Source organism: Myroides profundi (assembly GCF_000833025.1).
Classification (GTDB): domain Bacteria; phylum Bacteroidota; class Bacteroidia; order Flavobacteriales; family Flavobacteriaceae; genus Flavobacterium; species Flavobacterium profundi_A.
In genome coordinates, this window is the sequence record NZ_CP010817.1 from 1,000,431 (window position 1) to 1,017,618 (window position 17,188).

Here is a 17,188-nt window from a genome sequence, read left to right on the forward strand (position 1 = left end):
GATAGTCAAAAGTAGTAAATAATGCCTGTATAAAAGTGTTTAGTATTGCTATGGTTTATAGCAAAACTGTTTTTTGTTTTATAAGTATCTGTAATTTAAAATTTTATATCGATTAAAGTTATATCTTTAATATTAGACTATAATTATAAAGGTATTTATTATGAGAAATTTTTATGTGTATGGTTATTACTTATAACCTCAAGTTTATTTGCTAATTCTTTTATGCCTATACATGGTAATGATACACTTAAGGAAAGTAATATCAAGCAAGAGTCTAAGCGTAAGAAGAAAAGAGATTTAAAAGAAAAGCTAATTCAGATGGATGGATATATTGCTTGTAATTTTACCAAGTTAGATGAGGATAAGGCCATCGCTCACGGTTATGTTTTTCAAGGTGAGTGGAGTATGAAGTACCTTAAAGAATTTATAATGAAAGACAGAAATGTATTGTCTAATGCAATATTTGTTATCTCTGCGTCAGGTAATTATGAGTTTGGAGAGTATGAGGTATGTGCAGGCGATATTTACTATAAATATTATAGTAATAAACAAGATGGATATAGTAGACATAGATAAGTCAAATAAAAAAGCCCACCTTTATTAAGATGGGCTTTTAAGTATTATCTACTTAAGTACATTTTTCTACGAGAATAGATTTCATAGAATTGATCGTCTCTTAAGTTTTCGATAAACAAGATACTCTCTCCTGTAGATTTCATTTCAGGTCCTAATGCTTTATTTACATTTTTGAACTTGTTGAAAGAGAATACAGGTGTTTTGATCGCGTATCCGTTTAACTGTGGATTAAAGTCAAAGTCAGTTACCTTGTTGTGTCCTAACATTACTTTTGTAGCGTAGTTTACATAAGGTTCTCCATACGCTTTAGCGATGAATGGAACTGTTCTAGATGCTCTAGGGTTAGCTTCGATGATATATACAATATCATCTTTAATAGCGAACTGAATGTTGATTAAACCAACTGTTTTTAAAGCTACAGCAATTTTTCTTGTGTGGTCTTTAATTTGGTTTAACACATATTCACCTAAGTTAAATGGAGGTAACATAGCGTGGCTATCTCCAGAGTGAACTCCACATGGCTCTATATGCTCCATAATACCGATGATGTGTACATTCTCACCATCACAGATAGCATCTGCTTCAGCCTCAATAGCTCCTGCTAAATAGTGGTCAAGTAATAATGAGTTACCAGGAATAGAGTTTAGTAATTCGATTACGTGCTCTTCTAATTCTTTTTTGTTGATAACGATCTTCATTCCTTGTCCTCCTAATACATAAGAAGGTCTTACTAGTAAAGGGAAGTCTAATTGGTCTGCTAGTTTATTTGCTTGTTCAGCTGTTTTAGCAACACCGAATTGAGGGAATGGGATATCTAGTTGCTCTAATAATTCAGAGAAACGACCTCTGTCTTCAGCTAAGTCTAATGCGTCAAAGCTAGTTCCTAAGATCTTAATACCATTCTTCTCTAGTTTTTCAGCTAGTTTAAGCGCTGTTTGACCACCTAACTGTACGATTACCCCTTCTGGTTTTTCGTGTTGGATGATGTCATAGATATGCTCCCAGAATACTGGTTCGAAGTATAATTTGTTCGCTGTATCAAAGTCAGTAGATACTGTCTCTGGATTACAGTTAATCATAATTGTTTCATAACCACATTCTTCAGCAGCTAATACTCCGTGTACACAAGAGTAATCGAATTCGATACCTTGACCGATACGGTTAGGTCCTGAACCTAGTACCACTACCTTTTTCTTATCTGTTACGATGCTTTCGTTAGACACATAACGTGTACCGTCAGGCCTTTCGATTTCAGCCTCGAATGTAGAGTAGTAGTAAGGAGTCTTAGCAGGGAATTCTGCAGCACAAGTATCTACTAATTTAAACACACGTTGAATGTTCATTGTATCACGTAAGTCATGTACTTTACTCTCAAGTGTATTTAGCATATGAGCGATTTGTCTATCAGCAAAACCTTTTTGTTTCGCTTCTAGTAATAAATCTTTAGGTAGAGTCTCAAGTGTATATTTAGAAATCTCTTTTTCTAACATATATAGTTCTTCGTATTGTTTTAAGAACCACATGTCGATTTTAGTGATTTCGTGTATTCTACTTAATGGAATACCATGTTGGATTGCATCATAGATTACGAAAACTCTATCCCAACTTGCGTGAGTAAGTTTATCGATAATTTGATCATAGTTAGTATATCCTTTACCGTCAGCTCCTAGACCATTACGTTTAATCTCTAATGATTGAGTTGCTTTGTGTAAAGCTTCTTGGAACGAACGTCCGATACCCATAACCTCACCTACAGATTTCATTTGAAGACCTAATGTTCTATCAGCACCTTCAAATTTGTCAAAGTTCCAACGAGGTATTTTAACGATTACATAGTCTAAAGTCGGCTCAAATAAAGCTGATGTAGATTTAGTAATTTGGTTTTGTAACTCATCTAGTGTATATCCTAATGCAAGTTTAGTTGCAATCTTAGCGATAGGGTAACCAGTCGCTTTAGAAGCTAATGCAGAAGAACGAGATACACGTGGGTTAATCTCAATAGCTACGATATCTTCTTTTTCGTCTGGTGATACAGCGAACTGTACGTTACATCCTCCAGCGAAGTTACCAATACTACGCATCATCTTGATTGATAGATCACGCATTCTTTGGAATGTTCTATCTGATAATGTCATAGCAGGAGCTACAGTGATACTATCTCCTGTGTGGATACCCATAGGGTCCATATTCTCAATAGTACAGATGATTACTACGTTATCATTTTTGTCGCGTAATAATTCTAATTCGTATTCTTTCCATCCTAATAAAGCTTTGTCAATTAAAACTTCGTGGATAGGAGAAGCTTCTAATCCATAAGTTAATAAATCGTCGAAGTCTTCTTCTTTGTGAACGAAAGCTGCTCCAGTACCTCCTAAGGTAAATGAAGGACGAATAACTAATGGGAAACCAAATTTTTGAGCGATCTCTTTTCCTTCTAAGAATGAAGTAGCTGTACTTGCAGGAGCTGCAGGAACGTCTATTTTCTCTAAAAGTTGTTTGAACTGCTCACGATCTTCAGTGATGTTAATAGCGTTGATATCAACACCGATTAGGCGAACTCCGAAGTCTGCCCATATACCTTTCTCATCGCATTCTAAACATAAGTTTAGTGCTGTCTGACCACCCATAGTAGGTAATACAGCATCAATCTCTGGATGAGCTACAAGAATCTCTATAATAGATCTTGCTGTCAGTGGTTTTAAGTAAATATGATCTGCCATAGATGGGTCAGTCATAATTGTCGCAGGATTAGAGTTAATCAATATAACTTTAATTCCTTCTTCTCTTAAAGATCTTGCTGATTGTGAACCTGAGTAATCGAATTCACAAGCCTGTCCAATAATGATTGGTCCTGAACCAATGATTAATACAGTTTTGATAGAATTGTCTTTGGGCATTTTAATTGTGTTGTTATGTTAAATACTTCGTTGTGAGTGAAGTAAGTTTAGTGTTGTTGTGTGTGATAGATGGTATGTTTTACGACAAAGTATAAAAAAAGGCGTTACGAATAATAGTAACACCTTTATTTATGTTTGATCCAAACATTATTTTTTATGTCTTGTTTCACAAGAAACAGTCAATTTATGTCTTCCTTTAGCTCTTCTAGCAGCTAATACTTTTCTACCGTTAGGAGTAGACATTCTATCCATGAAACCATGTTTGTTTCTTCTTTTTCTATTCGATGGTTGAAACGTTCTTTTGCTCATTGCTTTTATCTTTAAATCTTAATTTTACTAATCTAACTGGTTTATTTGAATTAGCTGTTGCTTAAAAACCGAGTGCAAATATATAAAAGTCTTTTTACTCTTACAAAACGTTTTTGAAAAATATTTTCAAACTTCTTTCTTTCGCTTTAGAATGCAGTAATATAACTTCAATATTATTTGAAAATTATAAGAATGTTAATTTATTGTAAACTTATTTGCTAGTTTTGTGCCCTGATAATTATTTAAAAACAGTGGTTGTGAATATAGATTTATATAAGAGAGTACTTAAAGTAACAGGTATTTATTTTGTATTCTTCTTCTTGACCTTTCTTTTGAGTAGACTTTTCTTCTTGTTTACCTATGGAAATTTTGAGGAACTAGTAGAGGTAAAGGGGAGTGTATTAAAGGCTTTTATAGCGGGTAGTAGATTTGATATATCTGCTATTTGTTATGGTTTCTTGCCTCTATTATTATTTTGGATAGCCTCATTATTTATTTCTAAGAAAGCTTCAGACAAATTTTTAAGGGCTTATAATAAAATAGCATTAGTCATTTTATCAGTCGTTTTAATATTATTTTTATCGCTTATTATAATTGATTATTATTTCTATCAATTCTTTCAATCTCATATCAATTTATTGTTTTTTGGTATTTTCTATGATGATACTTCAGCTGTATTAGATTCTGTGTGGAATGACTATCCTATTCTGAAGATCATATCTCTATATATTAGTGTTGTTTTATGTTTGATAGGAGTATATAGATTTATAGTTAATCGTTATGTCAGAAGTGAAAGTAAGTCTACTGTCAGGAAGATAGATTACTTATTATTGCTTGTAATACCTGTGTTTTTTATAGGAATGCGTGGTTCTTTAGGAGAGTTTACTTTACGTAGAGAGCATACTAATGTATCTACTAATGAGTTTGTTAATTCATTGGGGTATAATGCGATGTATTGTTTGAAGTTTGCCAACTCAGAGCGTAAGGCTAATATGATTGTACCTGATATTGATCGTGTCATGATGAGTTCTAGTTTTAAATCTTTAGAGGAGGTATGGAATACTTATTTAAAGAATGCCTCAGTTGATTTTGATAAAGATCTTACAGCTAAGACAGCTCATAATGATTTTTTAGAAAAGAATCCTCCTAATGTTATATTTCTTCAGATGGAAAGTATGAGTAATCATTATTTTGAGATGAATACTAAGGAGTTTAATTTGATAGGAGATTTAAAAAATGAGTTACCTAATCTGTATTACTTTAAGAATGCTATGTCTGCATTTAATGGTACTATTCAGACTTTAGAGAACTTTATGATTGGTACTCCTAAGACTATTATTTCTCAGTCTGTTTATTTTGATACACCTTTTACTACATCTGTAGCTATTCCTTTTAAAGAGAATGGATATGATACTTACTTTCTAACAGGAGCTAATTTGTCCTGGAGAAATATAGACAAGATGTTAGAACATCAACAGTTTGATTATCTAGAAGGGAATAATGCTATTTTAGAGTTTAATCCTAAAGCAGAACAGTTTGCATGGGGGGTACACGATGGATATTTGTTTGATTATATCTTTAATACATTAAAGAAAAAGGATGATAAACCTAAGTTTATCTTTGGTTTGACGATTAGTAATCATACTCCTTTTGAGGTGCCAAACAATTTTAAAGTACAACCGATTAAAATGCCAGAAGAAGTAAGAAAAAATATAAGAGTAGATGAAGCTACAGCTTATGCTAATTTTGCTTCTCATCAATATGCTGCTTCTGAGTTAGCTAGATTGATCAGGATGATAAAAGAGTCTCCTTATGGAGAGAATACTATTATAGTGGCTTCAGGTGATCATAATATTAGACAAGTGTTTGAATACACAGCAGAGGATAGTTTTATGAAGAGAAGCGTCCCTATTCTGTTTTATATACCAGAGAAGTATAAACCAGTCTTTTTTGATGAGCATATTTTAGCTTCACATAAAGATATTTTTCCTACTATATTTAATCTGAGTTTATCTGATGCGAATTATAAATATACAGGAGATAATCTGTTTTGTAATACTAAGCCTTATAGATTCGCTCTAAATGACTATAATTATATGGCTGACTCTGTAGGAGTAGTAGCGATAGAGAATGATAAACCGTATTATTATACTTGGGTAGGAAGTGATAAGCGAAAGCTGAAAGTACAACCAGAAATGGGAGAACATGGACAGTATATGCTGAATAAGATGAAAGCTTTTACCACTATGCAGACGGTAAAGATATACGAAGATATACAAGCTCATCAAATGAGCAGAACAAAATAATAAAGAGCTCCACTAAGGAGCTCTTTTCTGTTTATATAATCGTTGATTTGTGATATGGGATATTATCTTTATATCTATATCCTGTTCTGTATCGAATATGATTACAGATATAGTCACCGATATCAGATGTAATAAATTTAGAAGTCTTGTCTAAGTCAGTAGTTAATACACCTGCATTGATACAGTGTAGTACTGCATCCTCTATAGCTTCAGCAGCTTCGTGTTCGCCTAAATGTTCTAGCATCATAGCTCCGCTTAATATAGAAGCAATAGGATTAGCGATTCCTAGTCCTTTTGCCTGTGGATAAGAACCGTGAATAGGCTCAAATAAAGCGCTTTCTTCTCCGATAGATGCAGAAGGCAATAATCCAATAGAGCCACCGATAACACTAGCCTCATCAGAAATAATGTCTCCAAACATATTTTCTGTTAGAATAACGTCAAACTGTTTTGGGTTTAAGATTAATTGCATAGCTGCGTTATCTACAAACATAAAGTCTAATTCAACTTCTGGGAACTCCATAGCAATAGTCTTCACTACTTTTCTCCAGAGTCTAGAAGTCTCTAATACGTTTGCTTTATCTATAAGTGTCACTTTATTATTACGTTGTTTAGCTGTTTTAAAAGCTAGACGAGCGATGCTTTCTATTTCTTCTTGATGATACGAACAGATATCTACTGCTGACTTGCCGTCAGCAGAAGTACTTTTGTCTCCGAAGTAGATACCGCTAATTAATTCTCTATAAATTACCATATCAGTTCCCTGAATGATGTTTTCTTTTAAAGGGCTTTTATTGATCAGCTTTTGATACGCTTTTACAGGGCGCACATTAGCATAAAGGCCTAATTCTTTTCTAAGAGCAAGTAACCCTTGCTCAGGGCGTATCTTCGCAGACGGATCATTATCGTATTTAGGATCCCCAATCGCGCCAAAAAGCACAGCATCCGAAGCCTTGCATTTAGCTAATGTTTCCTGTGGCAAAGGATTGTTTGTTTCATCTATAGCAATAGCTCCGATTAGTGCTTCGTGATATTGTAATTGGAACACATAGGTCTGTGCAGCTGCATTTAATACTTTTATTGTTTCGTGGATTACCTCTGGGCCTATGCCGTCTCCTGATAATACTGCTATATTGTATTTATTAGTCATGTCTAGTACGATTTAGTTTGTTCAAAGGATTTTATTGCATCCTTTTTAGCAATTAAGAAGTCTATGTCATCATATCCATTTAGCAAACAGATCTTTTTATACGGATCTAGTTCATAGTGCTCTTTTTGATTATTGACTGTAATAGACTGTTGTTCCACATCTACATCTATCTGTATATTAGGATTGTTTTGTACTTCATTAAATAAGTAAGAGAGATACTCCTTACTCACCATAATAGGAAGTACACCATTGTTTAAGGCGTTTGTTTTAAAGATATCCGCAAAGTAACTACTCACAATGACCTTAAAACCATAATCAGATAAAGCCCATGCTGCGTGTTCTCTACTACTCCCACACCCAAAATTATTACCAGCGATTAATATCTCACCAGCGTATTTAGGGTTATTTAGAGAGAAGTCTTTTTTCTCACTACCATCATTATTATATCTCCAGTCTCTAAATAGATTATCACCGAAGCCTTCTCTGTTTATACTTTTTAAGAAACGAGCAGGTATGATCTGATCTGTATCTATATTCTCTATAGCTAATGGAGTAGCGGTAGATGTTATCTTAGTTAAGGCTTGCATATTCATTCATTTTAGAGTAAGTAATCTTTCCTTCTACAGCTACGATAGCTGCTGTTAATGGGCTTGCTAATAAGGTACGAGCTCCTTGTCCTTGTCTTCCTTCGAAGTTTCTATTCGAAGTAGAAACACAGAATTCGCCTGATGGTATCTTGTCTTCATTCATCGCTAGACAGGCAGAGCAGCCTGGTTGTCTAATAATAAAACCAGCTTCTTGGAACACTATATCTAGTCCTTCTTCTTTTATCTGAGCGACTACTTTTTGTGAACCAGGTACTATTAGAGCATTGATGTCTTTAGAGATTTGCTTCCCTTGAATATAAGAAGCAGCTACTCTAAAGTCTTCTATTCTAGCATTCGTACAACTACCTATAAATACGTGTTTAATCGGTATCGTATCAATAGCCTGACCTGGTAATAATCCCATATAATTAAGAGCTTTCTCTTCTGATTCATTTTTATTGAATGGAATGAACGTATCTATGTCTATTCCCATACTTGGGTTAGTACCATAAGTAATCATTGGCTTGATATCTTCTGCATTGAAGTGATATTCAAAGTCAAATTGTGCATCTTTATCTGTTGGTAATGTCTGCCAATATGCTACTTTTTGATTCCATTCTTCTCCTTGAGGAGCAAAGGTTTTGTCTTTTACATAGTCAAAAGTAGTTTGGTCAGGAGCTATCATTCCTCCACGTGCTCCCATCTCTATACTCATATTACAGACAGTCATTCTTCCTTCCATACTCATCTCTTCAAATACGTTACCAGCATATTCACAGAAGTACCCTGTACCCGCATCTGTACCTACCTGAGAGATGATATATAAGATCACATCTTTTGGCTGTACGTGAGCATTAAGTTTACCACTTACGGTGATACGCATAGTCTTAGGCTTATTCATTAAGATACATTGACTAGCGAATACTTGCGCTACTTGGCTCGTCCCGATACCAAATGCAATAGTTCCGAATGCGCCATGAGTAGAAGTATGACTGTCTCCACAGACCATACTCATACCTGGCTGAGTAATACCAAGTTCGGGTGCGATAATATGCACTATCCCTTGGTATGGATGTCCTAAATCATAGTAAGTAATGTTGTTTTCCTTACAGTTAATTGCTAATTGTTCTACTTGCTGTTTTGATAAAGGATCTTTAATGGGTAATTCTTGATTTAGAGTTGGTACATTGTGATCCACTGTAGCGATGATTTGTTGTGGTCTAAAGACAGGAATATCTCTCTTCTTTAGTTCATCAAAGGCTTGTGGACTCGTTACCTCATGAATTAGATGTTTATCTATATATAATATATCCGGACCGTTCTCAATACTTTCTACGACATGGGCATCCCATACCTTGTCAAATAATGTTTTTGGTGTTTTACTCATTTTCTTTGTTTGTTTAGGCGTGTTTAATAATCTGGTTCTGTGTGTACATATTCATAATGGCAAATAAGTCTACTTCGGTTACTTCTTTTTTAGTATCTGCTACGCCTAAGAAATATTCGTATAAAGTATCTAATTCGGTTTTAGTAACGTCATATCCGATATTCTTGAAGCGGTACGCTAAGGCTGATCTACCACTACGCGCCGTTAGAATGATAGAAGAAGCGTCTACACCCACATCTTTAGGGTCTATAATCTCATAAGTGTCTCTTCGTTTAATCACTCCATCTTGATGAATACCAGAACTGTGAGCAAAGGCATTCGCACCTACAATAGCTTTATTCGGTTGGACTACCATTCCCATCGTAGAAGAAGTCAGCTGACTTAAATGATTTAACATCGTTGTATTAATATCGGTATGAAAGCCTAAATTCTCATGTTGTTTTAAGATCATGACCACTTCCTCTAAAGCGGTATTACCTGCACGTTCACCTATACCGTTGATTGTACATTCGATCTGTCTAGCCCCATTGATTATTCCAGCGATAGAATTAGCAGTAGCCATACCTAGATCATTGTGACAGTGACATGATAAGATGACGTTCTCTATTCCTTTGACATGATCTCTTAAGTACTTTATTTTGTTTCCATAATCTGTAGGTAGACAGTATCCCGTAGTATCAGGGATATTGATCACTGTCACACCTGCTTGGATTACTGCTTCACAGACTTTCGCTAGATAAACATTATCAGTTCTACCAGCATCCTCAGCGTAGAACTCTACATCGTGCACATACTTTTTAGCATAGGCTACAGCTTCTGCAGCACGATCTATAATAGCCTCTTGTGTTGAGTTAAACTTGTATTTTATATGTGAGTCAGATGTACCGATACCTGTGTGTATTCTTGGTTTTTGTGCAAACTCTAATGCCTTAGCTGCCGAATCTATATCTTTCGTATTCGCACGAGTAAGTGCACATATTTTAGCGTTTTTAACGATTTTACTAATCGCCTGAACAGCCTCAAAGTCACCAGGACTAGAAATAGGAAAACCTGCCTCAATCACATCAACACCTAATTCATCGAGTTGCTGAGCAATAGCCAACTTTTGTTGTTTATCTAGTTTACAACCAGGTACTTGTTCTCCGTCTCTTAATGTGGTGTCAAAAATCTCAATCTTTTCAGTTTTCATATTTTATGTTTTTAAATAACTTTAGACAAAAGTGTATAAAAGCTTTTTGTTAACTTTATCAAAAAAACAAAAACTACAATGTTAAAAAACTGATTTAGTTATTTAAGTTGTTGTTTTTGAGTTTGTTAAAATATTTTTTATTACAATGTCAAATTGGGGAAAAGACTGGTTATTTATATTGATAAAATCTTTGACAAGGTCAGAGAAACGTCAATTTACTTTATATGTGAATAGGTTGCAGAATAATGCAGATGCTAAATTCATCTCACTATTTAATGCGATGGATAAGATGGAGGAGTATGATGAGCAAGTTATTCTCAAACAAAAAATAACGAGTAAACAACAATTATCCAACTTAAAAGCAAATCTGTATAAAGCTATTTTGGCTAGCCTTCGTATGAATCCTAGTAAGAAAAACGTAAGAATACAGATACGTGAACAATTAGATTTTGCAACCATTTTGTATCAAAAAGGATTACATAAGCAAGGGCTAAAAATATTAGATAAGGCGAAACAAATCGCTTTAGATGTAGAGGAGAAGAGCCTGGCTCTAGAGATTATAGAACTAGAAAAGGTAATCGAATCTCAGTATATCACTCGTAGTATTACGGGGCGTGCAGACGAGCTTATCGCACAGTCTAATGACCTGATTATACAGAACTATTATGCGACTAAGTTATCTAATCTATCACTGAAGTTCTATAACGAGATGCTTACCTCAGGGTATGCTAAGAGCGAGGAAGATAAGCAAGAGCTAATTACCCGATTTAGTGATCAGCTCTTAGATATAGATGTGAAGATGCTTAACTTTAGAGAGAAGTTATGGTACTTTAAAGCGCATGTGTGGTTATGTTTTCTAATCCAAGATTATCACAACGCTTATAAATATGCTAAGCTATGGGTAACACTATTCTATGAGCATCCTAAGATGATACAGAGTCATCCTATATGGTATTTAAAAGGGAACTCTTATTTATTTAAAATCTTATTGTTGTTTAAATCTGTAGATAAATATATCTATTGGAATGCTAAATTAGAAGAACAATTGGCTTTAGAGAGCTTCCCTCAGTCTATGAATATAGATTCTCAGCGATTCTTATTGCAGTTTAGTAATAAGCTGAATATAGAGTTTATACAACAGACTTATAATGGAAGTCTACTTTTCGTAAAGCAATTACAGCGTGGACTTAATGAATATGTGAATATGATCGATGAGCATCACTTCCATATTCTATATTTTAAAGTAGCTTCTTTGTATTTCGGATACAAGAAATATGATGATTCTCTTGCCTATACAGAACGAATTCTGAAGAATTCTGACTACTCTGTACAGGAAGATTTACTATTTCATACTCGTATTTTATCTCTAATGGCACAGTATGAGTCAGGGAAAGATCAGCATTATGAAGACTTTATTAAAGCCAATAGAGCCTTGATGAAAAAGATGAAAAATAAAACACAGATACACGATACCTTTATGAGTCTATTCGAAGGACTATTAGGAGCATCGGTTAAAGATCAGAAGCTTGTGTTAGAGCGATTTGTAAAAGAAACTGAAGAGCTCTATACGAATAGATTTTATGTGAGAAGTATTCTCTATATAGATGTCCTAAATTGGGCAAAGAAGAAAATAGTTTAACTTAGATATATTGACTTATCCAATGATAAAAGCCACATAGACTTCTTAGTTTATGTGGCTTTGTTTGATTAAAATGTGTTGGATGTTTCAAAAGAATTACTATCTTCGCCACAGTATTAGAAAATAATACAGTATTAATTCCATAGAAATAGGTTATACTTAGTTGTATATGAAAAGGGAATCGTGTGAGAATCACGAACTGTCGCGCAACTGTAAGTAACTCATTAATTTTTTATCCAAGTGATCCACTGTTATTACTTAAGTAATGGGAAGGACGATAAAAAATAGTTACAAGTCAGGAGACCTGCCTAATTCTGTTTATAGACTATGCTTTCGCGGTTTAGAGCTTTATGTCAAGTTGGAATGTGTTTATTATTTAATCCATGAGATTATAGTCAGTATAATCTAGGATGAGCGCATTGTATCTTTTCATTTAATTCCAAATCATTTTTTCGAATAGCAGTTTGATAGATTTCTATCTAGTCTATAGTATTTCTGAATACTGTAGGATTAACGAATATAACTATGTTAATAGAAGCAGAGATAGAAGAACGAAAATCGAAGGCAATCACTAGTGTCTTTAAGGTAGTATTCCCAGATACTACTAATCATCATAATACCATGTTCGGTGGACGAGTAATCATGATGATGACAGAGACAGCATTTATGACTGCTACTCGTTTTTGTAGAAAGAACTTTGTGATTGTTAGTAGTGATAAGATTGACTTCAGAAAGCCGATACCAGCTGGCTCATTAGTAGAGATGGTAGGTGAGGTAGAGTCTATCGGGAATACGAGTATTCGCATCCGTGTCAATGTGTACAGAGAGAAGATGAGAGAGGATGAACGCATCCAAGTAGTGACAGGAGTATTTACGCTCGTAGCATTAAATGATAATTTCAAACCGATATCTATATTAGACTAGGTTTTATACAAGTAAATTTTGTAAGCATCTTACATTTTTTAGTTTTTGGTAGGGGGATAGACAGGTTAGTGTCTATCCCCATTTTTTTTGACTCCTTTTAACCCAGAATCAGTGATAGACAGATAAACGAAAAGTAATTATACAAAATAGCTCTGAATTAGTGATACAAGCATACTATAGTATGGTTTTAGAGCTAATGAAAGAGATATGAAGTAGAATTGCTTTGTAGTATTTGGCTAACGCTTATTCTGGGTTTAATCTAGTCTTTGAGATCTAAACATTGGCCTTATTATAGATATCTAACTCCATTAATAAACTTTTTATAAGAGGTATCATCATAAAAATAATCAACTCTTTTTTTTACTTTTTGATTCAAAAATTGACCTTTTATAACGAGTTTTTATAGATTATACTTCCTTTTTTTTGATAATTAGCTCTGTAAAGACCTATAATTAGCTCTTTTTGAAAAAAAAGATGACATTTTTTTTAAGAGTGATTTTTGTTTAATATGTTGGTTTACAGTGATTTGTTTGTTTTTTGTGTAGAATGAACACTTTCTTTATATCCCCTTAAAGCCTTATAAACAGTAGTTTGAATGCAATTCCTTCGACAGTTCGTGGACAATAACCCGTATTTAGTGGGCAAAAGAGGTCATTAGTCGAAGAAGTATCCTTTTATTAACCATGTATTCTCCTTGGATATAAGGTTAAAATAAATTTGAGAAGTAGTGAATCTGTCAGAGAATGTCTAGGATTTTAGAAATGGACTTTATAGTTTTGGATTCACTTGTAAAAACCCAATAGACATCACACATGAGAGGATTATTAAAAATTGTATTAGCTGTAGTATTAACTACAACAACTATGACTGTATATGGTCAAAAAAAGAAAAGGAACGCAAAGCAGTATAATAGTGTTGAGGTATATCGTGGCAATGATGTTATTCAAGATTTATTAAAAACGGGAAGAGATACGGTTTTTACGAGACATTATTTAAGCAGCTTCTTAGTAGACTCTACGCGTTTATGGAAAGAGGAAGTAACGTATACAGGAGAAAAACTGGACGATAATAAATATAAAATGTCTGCCCAGAGTATGCTTAAAGAAAAGAATTCGAAGGAGCTAAAGTTAAATACTGAAAGTGAGAAGATATATCATCAGAATAAATCAGATGCTGTTTATATATTGAATAGAAGATATCTATTAGACGGGCTAGTAGAAGAAATAGTTCATCAGAATAAACAATACACTGTCAAATGTATAGATAAGGTAGGGAATGTGTTGAATGAAACGGGATGTCTTCGCTATTCTCAGACACCTTTCCCAGTTGAAAAAATAGAAAAGCTTCAACGCAATCTACAAAAAACAATAACTAATTTAATTAGCAACAGTAAAGGTAAGTTACCTCGTTATATGGTGTTAGCAATTGAAGCAGATTACGAGAGTCAGCGTTGGAATCTAGCTTTAGACTTTCCTAAAGAGTATAAGTTAGGTTCTGATATGCATACAAGTCTAGTAGCTGCTATAGCCCATGTATTAAATAATGAGAAACTAGAAGAATATCATTTTGATAAAGATATTAATGGTAATTATTATAATAGAACTATGTTTATCCCATTATCTTTTAGTAGATAGAAGTAGTTATAGACTAAAGGACTTTAGATTATTGAAAATATAATGTTTTGAAGAAGGAATGATCTAAAAAAATAGTAATAGTCATCTAGGTGGTAAGTCATTTAAAATAAGAGTAATCTTGAATAACAAATCTTCAGATAATGAGGAAGTGGAAAAATACATTTATAGTTATATAATATTAAATTATAGAATAAAGAAATAGATATGATAATGAGACAAATGCAATTAAATAGAATAACGGCGTTAATACTTTTTTTAATTTCAGTATTAGGATATGGTCAGGGGGGACCAGCTTCTGATGCGCTTATAATTAATAGGCAGCTTTTAAGTGGATATGATATTGTAAAAGAGTTAAATAAGCAAGAGAAAGATACATTGTTTACTAGATACTTTAACAGTATTAATGCTGTAGATTCTGTATCTACGTGGGACAGAGTAGTGAAGTATACAGGGAAAAGCCTAAAGGATAATCAGTATTTACTAATGACTAAGACTTATAAGCTTGATATAGAAACAAGAAAATTAGTTAAAGAGGAAGAAAGCAAAAGAACTTTATTAGATAAGAAAGGAAAGAAACAGGTCTACATAAGAAAGCAATTCTTAAAAGGGGGACTAGTAGAAGAGTATAAGAGTGATAAAGGGAAGGAGACTATTGGCTGTTATGATAAAAATGGAGCTAAGTTAAACGATAAGGGATGTCTGCTATATAGTTATTCTAAATTTCCAGGACATAAGTTTGAGGCTTTATCTATAGATGTAAAACAGGGAATACAGAATCTTCTGTATAGTTCTAAAGGAAAAATACCTTCTTACATCTTACTGAATATAGAAGCGGATTATCTAAGTAAGAAATGGTTTGTAACATTTTCTTTTCCTGAAGACTATAAAGTGAGTAATCATTTGTACTCGGGTTTAGTGATTAATATTCTTAATGCCCTAAATAGTTTAAAAATAGAAGAGTATCACTTTAATAAAGATTTATACGGTAATTTCTATAATCGTAACTATACTATTCCTTTGACATTTATAGCGCACCATGGATAGTTATAGTGTGTTAAATGATAGAATGTAAGTTTTGTATAAAATATTAATAATAAGTTAAAGTTTTATCCGTTTTGTCAGATAATGTCTAGGATATACGGAGTGGACTTTCTAGTTTTGATTTTATATGTAAAATATTAAACCACACCTCAATGAAAGTATTATTTAAATCAACGCTATTATTTGTAGCTATAGTTATATCTTCACTTGGTTATAGTCAGACTACACCAGGCGGAAGTGCCCTTAGACAGAGTCGAATGAAATTTACGGGGAATGATATTATTAAGAGTATTCTAAAAAAGAATGAGAATATAACTTTTACACGCTATTTCAACGGTGGATTTGAGGTTGATTCTACTCGTTCTTGGACAAATAGAGTGGTCTATATAGGTAGTGTATTAGCTGATAATAAGTATGAGTTTAAATCAAAAATATATAAGAGAGATTTAAATACTAAAGAAGAAACTCTTTATATGGATAGGGTTGTAACCTATCTTAATAAAAAAGAAAAGGGTTCTACACTTGTTACTAAGCAATTTTTGTTGGATGGATTGATAGAAGAGATTACAACTGTAAATAAAGAAAAAGTGATTAAATGCTATTCTAAAGATGGAAAAGTTATTAATACTGATGGTTGTTTGTTATATACTAGATTTAAGTTTCCAAAGGATAAAATGATAGATTTATCTGAAAAAGTGAAGGCAAAAATAACTAATACTATTTATACTAAGAATGGTTCTGTGCCTAATTATATATTAGTAAATATTGAATCTGATTATAAAGCTCAAAAGTGGAATCTGGCATTAGATTTTCCTAGAAATTATAGTTCAGATAATGCTATGTATACTGAATTAGTGACAGATATTATGTATGCTTTAAAAAATGAAAAGTTAGAAGATTATCATTTTAATAGAGATATTAATGGAAATTACTATAATAGCAATTTGATTGTTCCAATTACTTTTAATAAAGCAGTGAATAAAAGATAAGATATTAACTTGGTATAATATGATTGGCGATATAAACTAATTGAGTGTAACATTCAATAGGGAAGAGATAGAAATGAATACGCTCTGATGACTAGTCATCAGAGCGTATTTTTTTATGCTATTTAGAGTTGTTGCTAAAGAAATAATAAATCACATATAACCATCCTAGAAAGAAATGGACAATAGCCCAAAGGATAGACTTATTTCTCGTCCAAGATAGAAATACTGCGATAAGCGAACCTAGTGTAAGTCCTCCTCCCCATACCTTGATGGAGGGACTATCTGCGAAGGCTGAGGTCGTGATAAGGATCATGGCTGTGATCCAAAATGCATGAGATTTGTTCATAATGGTTTTGTTTTTTGTGTTAATATCAATAAAGTTAATAAAAAATGTTTTTATAACTTGTTGTTTTTTAGTTAAATATGTTTGTTTTTGATTTAGTGAGTCTATGATGTAGATGAATAGTATAAAATTAAAAAGCTCAAGAATTCTTAAAGAATCCTTGAGCTAGTAGAGTAATATATTAGTTTATGGCTATGGTGATAAATGAAAAAAGCTA

General features: G+C 33.2%; 14 protein-coding genes and 1 riboswitch. Of the genes, 7 read left to right on the forward strand and 7 right to left on the reverse strand.

Going from position 1 to position 17,188, the window contains the following annotated elements; genetic code table 11:
- Positions 1-222 precede the first annotated feature (222 nt).
- A complete protein-coding gene (locus MPR_RS04570; RefSeq protein WP_235280535.1) occupies positions 223-576 on the forward strand; it encodes a hypothetical protein in 354 nt (117 codons plus the stop codon).
- Positions 577-620: 44 nt separating this feature from the next.
- Here the strand turns inward: MPR_RS04570 and carB are convergent, their stop codons facing one another.
- A complete protein-coding gene (gene carB / locus MPR_RS04575; protein ID WP_006256973.1) occupies positions 621-3,473 on the reverse strand; it encodes a carbamoyl-phosphate synthase large subunit in 2,853 nt (950 codons plus the stop codon).
- A 147-nt stretch (positions 3,474-3,620) separates the two neighbouring features.
- Positions 3,621-3,782, reverse strand: coding sequence for a 50S ribosomal protein L34 (gene rpmH, locus MPR_RS04580; protein ID WP_006256972.1), 162 nt, complete (start codon positions 3,780-3,782; stop codon positions 3,621-3,623).
- A gap of 257 nt (positions 3,783-4,039) precedes the next feature.
- Between rpmH and MPR_RS04585 the strand changes: the two genes are divergently transcribed.
- The gene (locus MPR_RS04585; RefSeq protein WP_041895163.1) at positions 4,040-6,088 is read left to right on the forward strand and encodes an LTA synthase family protein; all 2,049 of its coding nucleotides are present in this window, start codon (positions 4,040-4,042) and stop codon (positions 6,086-6,088) included.
- Between the two features lie 31 nt (positions 6,089-6,119).
- Here MPR_RS04585 and leuB read toward each other — a convergent pair whose 3' ends face one another.
- The 4 genes from leuB to MPR_RS04605 are packed head-to-tail and all read right to left on the reverse strand — an operon-like array spanning position 6,120 to position 10,401.
- Positions 6,120-7,238, reverse strand: coding sequence for a 3-isopropylmalate dehydrogenase (leuB, locus tag MPR_RS04590; RefSeq protein ID WP_041889665.1), 1,119 nt, complete (start codon positions 7,236-7,238; stop codon positions 6,120-6,122).
- Between the two features lie 2 nt (positions 7,239-7,240).
- Positions 7,241-7,825 (reverse strand): 3-isopropylmalate dehydratase small subunit, encoded by a 585-nt coding sequence (gene leuD, locus MPR_RS04595; protein ID WP_041895166.1) that lies wholly within the window; start codon positions 7,823-7,825, stop codon positions 7,241-7,243.
- The gene (gene leuC / locus MPR_RS04600; RefSeq protein ID WP_041889668.1) at positions 7,809-9,212 is read right to left on the reverse strand and encodes a 3-isopropylmalate dehydratase large subunit; all 1,404 of its coding nucleotides are present in this window, start codon (positions 9,210-9,212) and stop codon (positions 7,809-7,811) included. Before leuC ends, leuD begins: the two co-directional genes overlap by 17 nt.
- Before the next feature lie 13 nt (positions 9,213-9,225).
- The gene (locus tag MPR_RS04605) at positions 9,226-10,401 is read right to left on the reverse strand and encodes a 2-isopropylmalate synthase (protein WP_052472639.1); all 1,176 of its coding nucleotides are present in this window, start codon (positions 10,399-10,401) and stop codon (positions 9,226-9,228) included.
- Positions 10,402-10,546: 145 nt separating this feature from the next.
- On the opposite strand from MPR_RS04605, the gene MPR_RS04610 reads away from it, so the two are divergent.
- The 5 genes from MPR_RS04610 (at position 10,547) to MPR_RS04630 (ending at position 16,628) form a co-directional block, all read left to right on the forward strand.
- Complete coding sequence (locus tag MPR_RS04610; protein WP_041889671.1) at positions 10,547-12,040, forward strand: hypothetical protein; 1,494 nt, start codon at positions 10,547-10,549, stop codon at positions 12,038-12,040.
- 133 nt (positions 12,041-12,173) lie between these two features.
- A riboswitch (cobalamin riboswitch) is annotated at positions 12,174-12,366 on the forward strand.
- A 199-nt stretch (positions 12,367-12,565) separates the two neighbouring features.
- Complete coding sequence (locus MPR_RS04615; protein WP_041889674.1) at positions 12,566-12,964, forward strand: acyl-CoA thioesterase; 399 nt, start codon at positions 12,566-12,568, stop codon at positions 12,962-12,964.
- A gap of 812 nt (positions 12,965-13,776) precedes the next feature.
- The gene (locus MPR_RS04620; RefSeq protein ID WP_041889677.1) at positions 13,777-14,598 is read left to right on the forward strand and encodes a hypothetical protein; all 822 of its coding nucleotides are present in this window, start codon (positions 13,777-13,779) and stop codon (positions 14,596-14,598) included.
- Positions 14,599-14,802: 204 nt separating this feature from the next.
- Positions 14,803-15,642: a hypothetical protein gene (locus tag MPR_RS04625; protein ID WP_074761206.1), complete on the forward strand. Its 840-nt coding sequence runs from the start codon at positions 14,803-14,805 to the stop codon at positions 15,640-15,642.
- 149 nt (positions 15,643-15,791) lie between these two features.
- Positions 15,792-16,628, forward strand: a complete 837-nt coding sequence (locus tag MPR_RS04630; RefSeq protein WP_025124136.1) for a hypothetical protein — start codon at positions 15,792-15,794, stop codon at positions 16,626-16,628.
- A 118-nt stretch (positions 16,629-16,746) separates the two neighbouring features.
- Here MPR_RS04630 and MPR_RS04635 read toward each other — a convergent pair whose 3' ends face one another.
- Positions 16,747-16,974, reverse strand: coding sequence for a hypothetical protein (locus tag MPR_RS04635; protein ID WP_041889680.1), 228 nt, complete (start codon positions 16,972-16,974; stop codon positions 16,747-16,749).
- Positions 16,975-17,188: the final 214 nt, after the last annotated feature.